The sequence below is a fragment of the Rothia sp. ZJ932 genome (genome assembly GCF_016924835.1).
GTDB lineage: Bacteria > Actinomycetota > Actinomycetes > Actinomycetales > Micrococcaceae > Rothia.
In genome coordinates this window covers 1,100,857-1,114,814 of sequence record NZ_CP070480.1, presented here as the reverse complement: position 1 = coordinate 1,114,814, position 13,958 = coordinate 1,100,857, and the positions used below count along the sequence as shown (strand labels likewise).

Sequence of the window (13,958 nt, the reverse complement as noted above, 5' to 3'; positions counted from 1 at the left end):
TTTAGGCACCTGCCGCCGTGATGGCATCGCGCAAAGCCGCAAATGCTGCGTCAATCTTAGTGGCGTCCTGCCCACCACCCTGAGCAAGGTCGTCCTTGCCACCACCGCCGCCACCGAGGACGCCGGTTGCAACGCGCACGAGTGCGCCTGCCTTGATACCTGCATCGCGGGCTGCCTGGTTGGTAGCAATGATGATGACGGGGCGTCCATTGCTGACGCCGGTGACAGCAACAGTTGCTGCGTCTTCGCCCAAGCGTGAACGCAGGTCAATAGCCAAATCTCGTACTTCGTTGGCTGAGAGTTCACCCGCCTTATGCAGCAGGGTGCGCACGGAGCCAATCATTTCTGCCTTTTCGGTCAGCTTGCCGGCTTCAGCCTGCAGTTTCTCCTTACGCAGTTTTTCGAGTTCCTTTTCAGCCTGCTTGAGTTTGTCGAGAGTCTCGGTGAGCTTAGCGGGCAGGTCAGCTGATTTCTGAACCTTCATCAGACCGGTGAGCTGGTTGACCAGGGTGCGCTCAGCAGCCAAGTGGTTGAAGGAATCCAAACCAACGAGTGCCTCAACACGACGGTTACCTGAACCAACGGACTGCTCGGTGAGCAGGGTCAGCGAACCAATCTGAGCTGACGAATCAACGTGGGTACCACCACAGAGTTCACGGGAGAATTCGCCACCAATTTCGACCATACGCACGGTGTCGCCGTACTTCTCGCCGAAGAGACTCATAGCGCCCATGGCCTTTGCTTCATCAAGTGACATCTCACGGGTAACAGTCTGCAGGTTGTCGCGAATAGCGAGGTTTGAAAGTTCTTCGACTTCCTGCTTCGCTGACTCTGACAAACCTTCGTTCCATGCGAAGTCGAAACGCAGGTAGCCTTCTTTGTTGAAGGAGCCACGCTGGGTTGCTTCGTTACCCAGAATCTGGTGCAGGGCTGCGTGAACGATGTGTGTTGCCGAGTGGGCTTTTTCGCCATCGCGGCGACGCTGCACATCAACCTGAGCAGTCACAGAAGTACCCGCAGCGACTTCGCCGTCAAGCACAGTTGCGCGGTGAACGCTCAGACCCTTGACAGGCTGCTGAACGTCGTGAACCTCAATGGTGAAACCGTCGCCGGTAATTTTGCCGGTGTCTGCTGCCTGACCGCCTGCCTCAGCGTAGAAGGGGGTCTCGTCAAGAACAACCTCGACCTTATCCCCTGCTTTAGCAGCGGGTACGGTGGCACCATCTACCAGCAGGGCACGCAGCACAGTCTCGGTGTGTAGTTCGTCATAGCCGGTGAAGACTGAGCCACGCTCGTCTGCCAACTGGCGCAGGGCAGAAAGATCAGCGTGTGAGCCCTTCTTTGCCTTGGCATCTGCCTGAGCACGTTCGCGCTGTTCCAGCATAAGAGCACGGAACTGCTTCTCATCGACCTTCACGCCAGCTTCTTCAGCCATTTCGAGGGTCAAGTCAATGGGGAAACCGTAGGTGTCGTGCAGGGCGAATGCTTCTTCACCTGAGACAACAGCGTTGCCGCTCTTGGCCGCCTTCACGGCAGTTTCAAGGCGCTCAGTACCAGATTCAATGGTGCGCAAGAAAGCGAGTTCTTCTGCGTAGGCAATGCGTGAAATACGCTCGAAGTCATCTGCAACGTAAGGGAAAGCGCCCTTCATCGCATCGCGGGAGGCAGGGAAGAGAACGGGCAGGCAGGGCTCGGTAACGCCCAGCAGACGCATAGCGCGAATAGCACGACGCATCAGACGGCGCAGAATATAGCCGCGTCCTTCATTTGACGGTGAAACACCGTCGGCAATGAGCATGAGTGAGGAACGAATGTGGTCAGCTACCACGCGCATGCGCACGTCGTCCTCATAACCCTCATCAGCGGATGACTCTGAGCCGTGGTACTTCTTGCCCGAGAGCTTGGACGCCGCATCGAGGACGGGGCGCACTTGGTCGGTCTCGTAGAAGTTCTCAACCCCCTGCAAGAGCATAGCTAGACGCTCAACGCCCAAGCCGGTATCGATGTTCTTCTTGGGCAGTTCGCCCAGAATCTCAAAGCTGTCTTTGCCGGTACCCTCGCCACGCTGGTACTGCATGAACACGAGGTTCCAGATTTCAATGTAGCGGTCATCGTCCGCTGCGGGGCCGCCCTCTTTGCCGTACTCGGGGCCGCGGTCGTAAAAGATTTCGGAGTCGGGGCCGGCAGGACCGGGCTGGCCGGTTGACCAGTAGTTCTCTTTCATGCCCATGCGCTGAATACGTTCGGCGGGGAATCCTACGCTCTTAGTCCAGATATCGTAGGCCTCATCGTCACCCTCGTAAATGGTGACCCACAGGCGGTTAGCGTCCAGACCAAAGCCGCCGTCTTCAACGGATGAGGTCAGCAGCTCATAGGCCCAGGGAATAACTTCTTTTTTGAAGTAGTCACCGAACGAAAAGTTACCCGCCATCTGAAAGAAGGTACCGTGGCGGGCAGTCTTACCGACCTCTTCAATATCTAAGGTACGAATACACTTCTGCACCGAAACAGCACGCGAATAGGGTGCAGTTTCACGGCCCAAGAAATAGGGAATGAAAGGCACCATACCGGCGATAGTGAACATAGCGCCGGGCTCGTGTGAGACCAACGATGCTGAGGGAACAGAGGTGTGCCCGCGAGCTTCAAAGAACTCAGTCCAGCGCTTGGAGATTTCCTGTGAAAGCATGAAGAAGTTTTTCCTTACCTTCGATCATCAAAACTTATGTGTACTCAAGACTATTACGCGAAGAAGTCTTTGCCTAATTGCGTATCTCGCGCCATTCTTTGGCGGATGCCCTCTGCTGAATCGACTTCAACCACTTCAGATTCGAGGTAGTCGCCGGGTTCGGCTGACTCTAACGGACGGTTGCCGGGTTCTTCCTCCCAGCCATCGAGAGAGCCGGGGCGCACGTCTTCAACGTGAGCATCAAACTTGGTTTTTAGCTGCTCCTCGCGTTCGTTCATTCCCTGCTTGACCGTAGCCGCGAACTTTACAGCTTTCAGTGCATAGGGCTGCAGGGGCTTACCCAGGGGCGAGTCGAAGAACTTTGCCATGTTCGCCTGCCTTTGCGTCAGAAGTTCTTGAGCGGAGTGCTCTTGACGCTCAAGCTCTGTAGATGTTTCGTGTTTTCTGCGCTCTTGAGTTTGGGAGGCCAAGTAGCCTGCGATAGCGCCCCCGGCTAGCAGCGCCGCTGTTCTGAGAAATCCCATTAGATACTGCCGCCCTGACCAGGGGCTTGGGTAAAGCCAGCTGATTCACCGGTGGGGCGAGCAGACGCGCCAGCTGCGGTACTGCCTGTAGCGGTGGGGTTGGAGCCTGCATCATCGCCCTTGACTGCCTTACGCAGACCGTAAGAGAAAGAAGCGACTTTAATCAGTGGCTGACCCACCGTTGAAGCAACCAGCGAAGAAAGCGCTGAAACATTAGCTGAAGCATCAGAGACGTTAGAGGTGATGCCGTCAACCTTCTCAAGCTGTGAGTTGGTGGTAGCAACAGTGCGGGTCACCTCGTCGATAAGCGGGGTGGTGTTCGCATTGAGGTCTTTGACAGTATGGGTGAGTTCATCAAAGAGTTTGCCGAGCTTCCACAGGGGAATAGCTAGGGCAACGGTTAGCGCCACTGAGATAAACGCTAGGACTATAACTGCTGCCTCGGGAGCACTCACAATGAACCTCATAACGACTAAAAGATAACGAACTGATAACAGTCTACTGTAAGGGCTTTGAGTTTCGTAGTTAAGAGTCCTTCGTGGTGGCACACACCATTTAGCGCCGACCGTGAAGAATATCGTCTCTTAAATAACTAGCGACCCGAACCCATCTGTTGCCAGAGGGGCGCGGGCCACTAGGTTAGCGATTACGCCAGGCGTGAGTAGTATTCAACCACGAGCTGCTCTTCACAGATCACGGGAATCTCTTCGCGCTTGGGTGAACGCTCAAGCTTAGCGTGCAGCTTCTCAATTTCAACGTTCAGGTAAGCGGGAGTGTCAGGCAGCACGTCCTGGTGTGCACCGGTTGCTGCAACCTGGAAGGGAGCCATCTTCTCTGACTTGGGGTGAACGTGAATGAGCTGACCGGGCTTCACACGGAATGAGGGGCAGTCAACGCGTACGCCGTCTACCATGATGTGACGGTGTACAACGAGCTGACGTGCCGCTGCAATGGTGCGTGCGAAACCTGAGCGCAGTACAAGTGCGTCGAGGCGGGTTTCGAGGATTTCGACCATGTTCTTACCGGTCTGACCTTCGATACGCTTCGCTTCGAGGTATGCGCGACGCATCTGTGCTTCGCGGATGTTGTACTGTGCGCGCAGACGCTGCTTCTCTTTCAGCTGGGTAGCGTAGTTTGAGTCAGCTTTCCTACGCGCGCGACCGTGCTGACCGGGGCCATACGGGCGACGCTCCAGGTACTTTTCAGCCTTGGGGGTCAGTGCGATGCCGAGCGCACGCGAGTGACGTACGGTACGGCGGGTGCGATTCTGCTTAGCCATAATTGCCTTTCAAGCGGTTAACGCCTCACAAATCGGTGCGTGAGGCATTATTTGTCTTGTAATCTGGCCTCCTCTTGTGCCGCACACGTGTTCGTGCGGTGGAGAGTCTTGGCAGCCGCAGCCAAAAACTACAACGCATCGGTGATCACGAGCCCTCCCACGCCTCTTTTATAAAGAAACATTTGAGTGGACGCGCGCGTTTTGGTGCGCTTGCCAGTTACGAGAATTAACTTTACAGGGCAGTTCTCGCTTCTAGGAAGAAGACATCAGCACCCAATCGGGTGGGATTGCTAACATTCACATCAAAAATATACAAACATGGCTCCCTGCACTTCAAGCAGGGAACCATCTTCGTCATTTTTCGATTAACCAAAATATTTTTAGAAAATGCCGTCACGTAGACGAATTTCGTAAGCTGTACCATCGCGCCAAGATACGCCACGATATGTACTCTCGAAGAAATCAAGAGCGTTGTTGTAAGCACCGTTTATCGCAAATGCACGACCAGTACGCTCAGGGTTTAGAGTGAAGTAAAAATTACCAATCTCGTTCGACCACACAAAAGCATCACCCGAGTAAGTTAAATTCTGAATCAAGCCGTTATTAGGAGTGTTCCAACCGGTGAAGAGAACCGTCAATCCTCTTAGGCCCTCCTTGGTAACTTTCCAGCGAGCAACACGCTTGAGGTAAGCATTTTGTAGACAAGTTTCATCTACATTTGAAAATTGGGGAGCGTTCTTAATATCTACATAAGTAGGGGGACGGAAACCTATGGGGCGCAGACCTAAAGCGGTATACACACGTCCACCATCCTGTCCACCACCGCGCCAATGAGAATTCAATATATCCTGTGGTTTTCCACCAACTAGCAGATTATTATAGTAAGCAGTATCCGGTTCAACGGCCAATGTCCACGTTAGGGCATCACCCACACATATACCGGTTTCTTCTCCCGCAGCTACACCTTCCGGCTTATAAAAGCCATCAGAGGAGTAGAACTTCACAAAGGAAGAAGAGTGTGAAACATCACGCTGACGAGCGTTTTTGGCGCCAGAGCAGTCTCCTACCATGCGGGCTTCTGCACCCTCGGGAGCACCATTGTTAATATTCCATTCACCTGAAGCAGGGTAGATACTTGGGACAGTAATTCCAGAGAAGTTGCCAAGACCAGTACGACCACCAAGTATATTATTTACAACAGGTGAGGTGTCTACGTTCTTCTGCGCAAACTCGAAAACAAATGGATTTGCAGCAAAGTCGATGGCATCACCCTCATACTGACCTGAGATTGTTGTCTGATGTAGGAAACCATTTGAAGGAGCTGCGTCAGTCCACCAGAAGCGCCATCTTGAATTTGAAAGATCAGGCAACGTTGATGCGTACACCTGGAAGTATTTATCGACCTCAACATCTATATTGGGGGGGCATTTTGAAGCCGCATATGCAGGAATGGTAGAGGTTGCAGCTACCACAGGAGCCGCCCATGCGGCACCCTTCGCCAAGCTACGGCGTGAAATATTCTGAGTCATAGTTCCTCAAAGTGTATGGTGGGGTATAAAAACTTGTGGAACTCAACAGCTAAAGATCCATGAATTTCACTTCATGCTGAATTCAGTCCCAAACACTCATATTATCCTAATCCCCCGCAATCTATAGGCATATCCGCAGAAAAAAGTTAAAATATTACTCACCATCAAGAGCACAAACCTGCCTAACCCAACTTTGACTAGGCATTATAGTCTCCAAATCAGCCCCTTCAAACTATTGAATGATATATTTCATACACCTAACGCATCTTCCAAGGGATAAATTATTGCCCACTATATGAGCTGCACTCCCGACCGCAAGAAACCCTCCAGCCTCTCCAGCCGCTCTGCCAATATTTTCTCAGCTCCGTAGCGGGAAGGAACGTAATATACAGTACCCATCAGCTCATCGGGTAGGTACTGTTGGGCGGCTACCGCTGCCGGTTCATCGTGCGGGTAGATGTAGCCGCGACCGTGCCCCAGCGCGTCCGCACCCTGATAATGAGCGTCCCTCAGATGCAGCGGGACGGAACCAGCTCCCCCAGCTTTCACATCGGCAATCGCCGCATCGATAGCCCGATACACCGCATTAGATTTGGGTGCAGTCGCCAGATGCACAGTTGCCTGGGCAAGATTCAACCGCGCCTCAGGCATACCGATCAGCTGTACCGCCTGCGCCGCGCTCACCGCCGCCGTCAGTGCCGTAGGATCAGCCATACCGATATCTTCACTCGCATGCACCACCAAGCGGCGGGCAATAAACCGTGGATCCTCCCCCGCCACTATCATGCGCGCCAAATAGTGCAAGGCAGCGTTCACATCAGAGCCACGAATAGATTTAATAAAGGCACTCGTGATGTCATAGTGCTGGTCTCCCGCACGGTCATAGCGCACCGCCGCCTGGTTCAAAGCCTCCAAAGCGTGCTCCAGAGTAATCTCAGGAACACTCTCCTGCTGTACCTCAGAGCTTTGATGGTCGGAGCTTTCTTCGAGCGCAACCGCAGCGGCAGCTTCCAACGAAGTGAGCGCGCGCCTAGCGTCCCCCATTGAAGCTCGCACCAGATGTTCCCGAGCAGAATCACTCAATGATACCGACCGGTAGAGTCCGCGTCTATCGGTCACAGCTCGCTGCAAAAGGTCAGCAATATCATCATCTTCTAAAGCGGTGAGAGTTAACAACACAGAGCGCGAGAGCAAAGGTGAAATCACCGAAAAAGAAGGATTCTCCGTGGTTGCCGCAATCAGCACCACCCACCCGTTCTCAACCCCCGGCAGCAAGGCATCCTGCTGGGCTTTCGTAAAACGGTGAATCTCATCAAGAAACAGCACGGTAGAAATACCGTGAAAATCTCTGTCTTGCAGCGCCTGCTCCATCACCGCGCGCACATCTTTCACACCGGCGGTAATAGCAGAAAGCTCCACAAATTTGCGCCCACCAGAGCGGGCAATCACGTTGGCGAGAGTTGTTTTACCGATACCGGGCGGGCCCCACAAAATTACCGACTGGGCAGCGGTGGCACGCCCCTTCTCCCCCGCCAATACTCGCAAGGGAGAACCGGGGCGTAAAAGATGCTTTTGCCCCACAATCTCATCAAGCACCCGCGGACGCATACGCACAGCCAAAGGCGCACGCACCCTGCGAACCTCAGATTCAGTCGAATCATCGTCTACCGCATCGAACAGATCAGCCATTAGAGCAAATCCTCAGAATCCAGCAGAAGGGTCACCGGACCATCATTCACCAAACTCACCTGCATGTCGGCACCAAAGACTCCAGTTTCAACCTGCGCCCCGGCATCGCGGAGCGCCTGAACGTAGGCCTCATATATCGGCTCAGACACAGCCCCCGGAGCCGCCTGTGACCAGGACGGGCGGCGCCCCTTCTTCATATCTGCATAGAGGGTGAACTGACTAACCACCAAAAGAGGAGCACCGATATCAGCAGCCGACTTCTCACCGGCAAAAATGCGTTGATTGAGGGTTTTCTCGGTAAGTTTAGCGACCTCACGCTGCCCATCAGCGTGGGTAATACCCACTAAAGCCAGCAAGCCGGCTCCTTCAATAGAGCCCACTACCGCACCATCCACCTCAACGCTAGCGTTAGAAACCCGCTGCAGAACAACCTTCATCTCTACCTCACCCTCGCAACAATAAAAACAATCTTTAAACAACTCTAGCGCCGCTACACATCAGCGACGCTAGAGTTACGCAATGAGAAGACTACTTCTTGTCTTCATCCTTCTTCGGCTTGAAGTCAACGCCAGCTTCCTTGCGCTGAGCCGGGGTAATCGGCGCGGGCGCTGCGGTCAGCGGGTCGAAGCCGCCACCGGTCTTGGGGAAGGCGATGACGTCACGGATAGAGTCGGTGCCGCCAATCAGCTGCAGGACGCGGTCCCAACCGAAAGCGATACCGCCCATGGGAGGCGCGCCGAAGGAGAAAGCGTCCAGCAAGAAGCCGAACTTCTCCTGAGCTTCTTCTTCAGAGATGCCCATAACCTTGAAGACACGCTCCTGAACGTCCTTACGGTGAATACGGATTGAACCGCCACCAATTTCGTTGCCGTTGCACACAATGTCGTAGGCGTAAGCAAGTGCTTCACCGGGCTCAGAGTCGAACGAATCCATGAACTCGGGCTTGGGCGAAGTGAAAGCATGGTGAACAGCAGTCCAAGCTGAGTTACCCAAGGCAACATCGCCGGAGGCAGTAGCATCAGCAGCAGGTTCGAACATGGGCGCATCTACTACCCACACAAATGACCAGTTGCCGTCCTTGATAAGACCGGTACGGTGACCGATTTCAACACGAGCCGCACCCAGCAGAGCACGGGAGGACTTGGCATCGCCGGCTGCAAAGAAGATGCAGTCGCCGGGCTTTGCACCGGTTGCGGCAGCCAAACCTTCACGCTCAGTTTCAGTAATGTTCTTTGCGACAGGACCGGTCAGTTCGCCATCTTCCTGAATCAAAACATACGCCAAACCCTTAGCACCGCGCTGCTTAGCCCATTCCTGCCAAGCATCGAGGGTGCGACGTGCCTGAGATGCGCCACCGGGCATCACTACAGCACCCACGTAAGGAGCCTTGAATACACGGAAGGTGGTGTCTTTGAAGTAGTCAGTCAGCTCGGTCAGTTCAAGACCAAAGCGAAGGTCAGGCTTGTCAGAGCCGTACTTCTCCATCGCGTCCTTGTAGGTAATACGCTCAATGGGGCGGGGAACCTTCACATCAATCAGGTTCCATACAGCCTCAACAATGCGCTCACCGAGATCGATGATGTCTTCTTGATCAACGAAAGACGCCTCGATATCAAGCTGGGTGAATTCAGGCTGACGGTCAGCGCGGAAATCCTCATCTCGGTAGCAGCGAGCAATCTGGTAGTACTTCTCGATACCGCCCACCTGCAACAGCTGCTTGAAGAGCTGGGGTGACTGGGGTAATGCGTACCAAGAACCGGGCGCCAAACGGGCGGGCACCAAGAAGTCACGCGCACCCTCAGGGGTTGAACGGGTCAGGGTGGGAGTCTCAACTTCAGTGAACTGATCCCCCGCCAGAACCTCGCGAGCAGCGCGGTTAGCATCCGAACGCAAACGCATCAGACGCGCAGGCTCCGGGCGGCGTAAATCGAGGTAACGGTACTTCAGGCGAGCCTCTTCACCCACCTCAACGTGCTCATCAATCTGAAAGGGCAGGGGCGCTGCGGTGTTCAGCACCTCAACCTCTTTGACCATAACCTCAATCTCACCGGTAGTCAGGTTGGGGTTCTCATTGCCCTCGGGGCGCTTAGCAACCTCACCGGTTACCTTCAGCACGTACTCATTACGCAGGTGCTCAAAGTCAGCTTCATTGTGGAAGACAACCTGGGTGACACCTTCACGGTCGCGCAGATCGACGAAAGCCACACCACCGTGGTCGCGGCGGCGAGCTACCCAACCAGCTAGGGTCACGGTCTCACCAATGTTCTCGGCAGTTAGTTCACCGAGGGTATGTGTGCGTAGCACTCATAGTCCTTTCGTTAGCGCCACCGATTCTTTGTCGGAGGCGGCACGTTCAATAATGTATAAAACTTCTAGTGAAAGCTGGTGTTATTCAGCAACAACCGGGCGGACGCGCACCTGCAAGTCCTCTGCCGGGGGCATCCAAGCAGTGGGATCAGCTTCTACCTGCTCACCGGTACGAATGTCTTTGACCTCGTGAACCAGCTGACCTTCCTTCTCGTTGATAAACCACACGAAAGGAATACCACGCTTTTCAGCGTACTTAATCTGCTTGCCGAACTTCGCTGCGGTTGCAGAAACCTCACAGGCAATCTTGCGTGTACGCAGGGCATCAGCAACGTCCTGGGCTGCTGACCACATCTCATCGTTAGTCAAAGCAATAAAGACTGCCGAAGGCACACCGCGAGATGCTTCTGCTAGGTTTTGCGAAAGGATGCGTGCTACCACGCGGGTAACACCAATCGACAACCCCACACCGGGGTAGGTGCGCTTGCCGTTAGAGGCCAAAGACTCGTAGCGACCGCCGGAACAAATGGAACCCAGCTGCTCGTGACCCACCAGCACCGTCTCGTAGACAGTGCCGGTGTAGTAATCAAGGCCGCGAGCAATTGACAGATCAGCCCGCACTCGACCGGGGGCACGCTTAGCAGTCTCAGAAATAACCTCGCTCAGCTCGGTCAGGCCCTCCTCTAACAGCTCATGGTTCACACCCAAAGCGCGCACCTGCTCAACAAAAGAGGTGTCCTCGGTTTTGATCTGCGCCAGCTTAATAGCAGCCTGTGCCTGCTCATCACTTGCACCCAGCTCGTCCTTGAGAAGCTGAGCAACTGCGTCCGACCCAATCTTGTCAATCTTGTCAATCGAACGCAGAACACCGGCAGTATCTTCAAGCCCAATGCCCTTATAAAACCCCTCAGAGAGCTTACGGTTATTAATACGCAGCTTGAACTCAGGAATAGGCAGTTTCGAGAGGGCATCAACCATTACCAGCGCCAGCTCAACGTCATAGCGGAAAGGCAGGACGCCATCGCCCACTACATCAACATCAGCCTGAGTGAACTCACGCGCACGACCCTCCTGCGGACGCTCACCGCGCCACACCTTCTGAATCTGATAACGCATAAACGGGAAGTTCAAGTACCCGGCGTTCTCCACCACATAACGAGCAAAAGGCACCGTCAAATCAAAGTGCAACGCCAGCTTTTCCTTCTTGCCACGCTCACTCTCGTCCTCTTGCAAACGTGAAACAGCGTACACCTCTTTATCAATCTCGCCCTTACGCAGCAACTGCTCAACAGTCTCAACGCTGCGAGTCTCAATCGACGAAAATCCGTGAAGCTCAAAGGTCTCACGCAAAGTATCTAGCACAAAGTTTTCGACCAGACGTTCAGCCGGTAAGTGCTCGGGAAAGCCAGACAGTGAAGCCTTACGCGCCATGAGTCATCTCCTCATAAAAAAGGTGGTACACCAGTAAAAATCTCGCGCCAGCCACCAGAGACCAACGCACACTTACACCTAACATTACTGGAAACAGCGCACCGCACCCAACCTGCACACCTCCTACGCGCGCAAGTTCAACACTTGGAATTGGTCACAATAACCCTCAGCCCTTCTCACCGCCTTTCCAAGCGCACACTTGTTTAACAGTGTCAAAGATGCACACCTGCCCCTCGCTTCAGTACACTAAAATCAATTGCCGGTTTAACCTCAACCCATCGATGGTGACCGGCAGTCTAAGTTTTTGCAGATAAACAACCACAAACCTGCAACTTATTTTCCAGTTCACTCAAGCAAGAAAGTTATAGCGGTGACTACTAAATCCGACGACACTGTAAACCTCGAAGAAGCCCGCAAGTTCGGCCGCGTCTCTGACGACAACCACGTTTTCGTCATTGTTGAAGGCGAAGACTTCGTGGTCGGTCAGGTTCCCGAAGCGCAGAGCGCAGACGAAGCACTGACTTACTTCGCCCGCAAGTTCCAGAACGTAGAGGCGCAGGTTGCTCTACTTGAAGCTCGCGTCGAAAATAAAGCTCCCGCAGCTGACACCCAGAAAGCGGTTGAGCACCTTGCAACCCAGGTTGCCAAGCGTGACATGGTAGGTGACTACACCAAGCTCACTGAGCGCCTGACCAACCTGACCGCTAAGATTGCAGCACGCGCAGAAGAAGAAAAAGCTGAGTCAGAAGCCAAGCGCGCTAAGGCTATTGAAGCCCGTGAAACCATCGTTGCCGAAGCTGAAACCATCGCAGCTCAGGACGAAGCCAGCATCCACTGGAAGAACTCCTCCAACCGCATGAACGAGCTCTTTGAAGAGTGGAAGCAGGTTCAGCGCACCCTTCACCTGGCGAAGTCAGTAGAGGACGATTTGTGGAAACGATTCCGCGCCGCCCGCACCTCTTTCGACAAAGCACGACGCGCTCATTTCTCGCAGCTTGACACCCAAAACGCTAAGGCGAAGAAAGCCAAGCAAGCACTGATTGAAGAAGCTGAAGTGCTCTCCAGCTCCACCGATTGGGCTGAAACCGCTACCAAGTACCGCGATCTGATGGATCGTTGGAAAGCAGCTCCCCGCGCATCACGTCGAGAGGACGACGCACTGTGGGCACGATTCCGCGCCGCTCAGGACAAGTTCTTCGACGCGCGCACCGCAGCTAACGCTGAACTCGACAAAGAGTTCGAAGCTAACCTCGCCGTCAAGGAAGGTCTGCTCGAAGAAGCACGCGCTATTCTGCCCGTCACCGACATCAAGGCAGCAAAAGCAGCGCTTGAACCCATTCTTGACCGCTGGGACGCAGCAGGTAAGGTACCCCGCAACGCAGTACGTCGCGTTGAGGGTGAGCTGCGTAAGATTCAGGACGAAATCAACGGCGCTGAGCAGGCTAAATGGTCAAAGACCGACCCCGAGAAGAAAGCACGCGCTAACTCCATGCTGACTCAGCTTGAAGAAGCCATCGCAGGTCTTGAAGCTGACCTTGAAAAGGCGCGCGCCACCGGCAACGCCAACAAAATCAAGAAAGCTGAAGAAGCACTTGAAGCTCGCCGTCAGTGGCTGGCAACCTTGCAGGCATCATCATCTGACTTCAATGCCTAAACGCTAAAAACATAGCTGACTAGGCTTTATCTCGCACTGTTACAGAGTTATCCACAGGCTCTGAGGCAGTGCGAGATTTTTTATGCCCGTCTGTTGTAGATTGAACACCATGAACCACACACGAACTTCTCTACTGACCGCACTGCCCTACCCCCTGCTAGCAGGCACCCATAGCGCACAAGCCCAGGTTGCCCACTGGCGTCCGCCCTCAACACCCAGCACTATTGCCACCAACCACAGCACCTTTGAAAGTTCTCTTGGTCAGCTGTGCCTCGACGATTTAGTCAATCTAGCAAGTGCCGGAATAGCAGTTGAAGAACATGACGTCTTTGCCCGAGAGCTAGGGCTGGTTCATCTGCACGGAAGCATCTACGTGGAACAAAACACCACCGTTACTGCCCGCCACAGGGCCCTTGCGGTCTCTCTGCAATTTCCTGAGGTTTTTAGTCTCTATGATGGGCGCATCTCGCGCTCAACAGCCAGCTGGGTATGGGGGTTCACCACCGCCTGCCCAGTAGTACACATTGACTTCAACCGCCACCGCCGCGCCAACATAGGAATGCTCGAACGCAAAGGAATCATTGCCCACCAAATCAACTTTCATCTCTACGACGATCTGACTTTCAACGGCATACGATGCGCCACTCCCCTGCGTACCGTGGCAGATATGCTCATCTACGACCCCGATGCCAGTGAGGCTGTTGTGCCGTATATCCTCGCACACGGAGTTCTCGGCTGTACGGTTGAAAAAGTGCGATTTTATCTGCGACAGACGCCCTACCTCAAATATAAGAAGCAAGGTCTAGCACGCCTACTCATTGCCGAAAAAATTGCCTCTACCCTAGACACGAGATAGGTG

General features: G+C 54.0%; 11 protein-coding genes. 2 read left to right on the top strand and 9 right to left on the bottom strand.

Translation table 11 applies throughout. The features are described 5' to 3' along the window. Window position 1 precedes the first annotated feature (1 nt). The 9 genes from alaS to hisS all read right to left on the bottom strand — a co-directional run bounded on the left by alaS (window position 2) and on the right by hisS (window position 11,445). A complete protein-coding gene (gene alaS, locus JR346_RS05150; RefSeq protein WP_205483753.1) occupies window positions 2-2,686 on the bottom strand; it encodes an alanine--tRNA ligase in 2,685 nt (894 codons plus the stop codon). 53 nt (window positions 2,687-2,739) lie between these two features. Next, window positions 2,740-3,210: a peptide chain release factor 4 gene (locus tag JR346_RS05145; RefSeq protein WP_205483751.1), complete on the bottom strand. Its 471-nt coding sequence runs from the start codon at window positions 3,208-3,210 to the stop codon at window positions 2,740-2,742. Beyond that, the gene (locus JR346_RS05140) at window positions 3,210-3,665 is read right to left on the bottom strand and encodes a DUF948 domain-containing protein (RefSeq protein WP_370592602.1); all 456 of its coding nucleotides are present in this window, start codon (window positions 3,663-3,665) and stop codon (window positions 3,210-3,212) included. Before JR346_RS05140 ends, JR346_RS05145 begins: the two co-directional genes overlap by 1 nt. Before the next feature lie 191 nt (window positions 3,666-3,856). Then, complete coding sequence (gene rpsD, locus JR346_RS05135) at window positions 3,857-4,489, bottom strand: 30S ribosomal protein S4 (protein WP_205483747.1); 633 nt, start codon at window positions 4,487-4,489, stop codon at window positions 3,857-3,859. 380 nt (window positions 4,490-4,869) lie between these two features. Beyond that, entirely contained in the window at window positions 4,870-6,018 is a 1,149-nt protein-coding gene (locus JR346_RS05130; protein ID WP_205483745.1) for a hypothetical protein, read from the bottom strand. Window positions 6,019-6,309: 291 nt separating this feature from the next. Continuing rightward, window positions 6,310-7,707 carry a replication-associated recombination protein A gene (locus JR346_RS05125; protein ID WP_205483743.1) on the bottom strand — a complete coding sequence of 466 codons (1,398 nt, stop codon included), beginning with the start codon at window positions 7,705-7,707 and terminating at the stop codon, window positions 6,310-6,312. Next, window positions 7,707-8,144, bottom strand: coding sequence for a D-aminoacyl-tRNA deacylase (gene dtd / locus JR346_RS05120; RefSeq protein WP_205483741.1), 438 nt, complete (start codon window positions 8,142-8,144; stop codon window positions 7,707-7,709). The genes JR346_RS05125 and dtd overlap by 1 nt, the downstream gene beginning before the upstream one ends. Window positions 8,145-8,235: 91 nt before the next feature. After that, the gene (gene aspS, locus JR346_RS05115; protein WP_204875774.1) at window positions 8,236-10,011 is read right to left on the bottom strand and encodes an aspartate--tRNA ligase; all 1,776 of its coding nucleotides are present in this window, start codon (window positions 10,009-10,011) and stop codon (window positions 8,236-8,238) included. Window positions 10,012-10,095: 84 nt separating this feature from the next. Continuing rightward, window positions 10,096-11,445, bottom strand: coding sequence for a histidine--tRNA ligase (hisS, locus tag JR346_RS05110; protein WP_204875773.1), 1,350 nt, complete (start codon window positions 11,443-11,445; stop codon window positions 10,096-10,098). Between the two features lie 370 nt (window positions 11,446-11,815). Here hisS and JR346_RS05105 point away from each other — a divergent pair, with 370 nt between their 5' ends. Next, window positions 11,816-13,099 carry a DUF349 domain-containing protein gene (locus JR346_RS05105; protein ID WP_204875772.1) on the top strand — a complete coding sequence of 428 codons (1,284 nt, stop codon included), beginning with the start codon at window positions 11,816-11,818 and terminating at the stop codon, window positions 13,097-13,099. Window positions 13,100-13,208: 109 nt separating this feature from the next. Next, a complete protein-coding gene (locus JR346_RS05100) occupies window positions 13,209-13,955 on the top strand; it encodes a hypothetical protein (protein ID WP_205483739.1) in 747 nt (248 codons plus the stop codon). The last annotated feature ends 3 nt before the right edge of the window (window positions 13,956-13,958 follow it).

Coding starts and splice junctions, on each gene's coding strand:
- alaS (WP_205483753.1), bottom strand. CDS start 2,686: ATGCTTTCACAGGAAATCTCCAAGCGCTGGACTGAGTTCTTTGAAGCT.
- JR346_RS05145 (WP_205483751.1), bottom strand. CDS start 3,210: ATGGGATTTCTCAGAACAGCGGCGCTGCTAGCCGGGGGCGCTATCGCA.
- rpsD (WP_205483747.1), bottom strand. CDS start 4,489: ATGGCTAAGCAGAATCGCACCCGCCGTACCGTACGTCACTCGCGTGCG.
- JR346_RS05130 (WP_205483745.1), bottom strand. CDS start 6,018: ATGACTCAGAATATTTCACGCCGTAGCTTGGCGAAGGGTGCCGCATGG.
- JR346_RS05125 (WP_205483743.1), bottom strand. CDS start 7,707: ATGGCTGATCTGTTCGATGCGGTAGACGATGATTCGACTGAATCTGAG.
- dtd (WP_205483741.1), bottom strand. CDS start 8,144: ATGAAGGTTGTTCTGCAGCGGGTTTCTAACGCTAGCGTTGAGGTGGAT.
- hisS (WP_204875773.1), bottom strand. CDS start 11,445: ATGGCGCGTAAGGCTTCACTGTCTGGCTTTCCCGAGCACTTACCGGCT.
- JR346_RS05100 (WP_205483739.1), top strand. CDS start 13,209: ATGAACCACACACGAACTTCTCTACTGACCGCACTGCCCTACCCCCTG.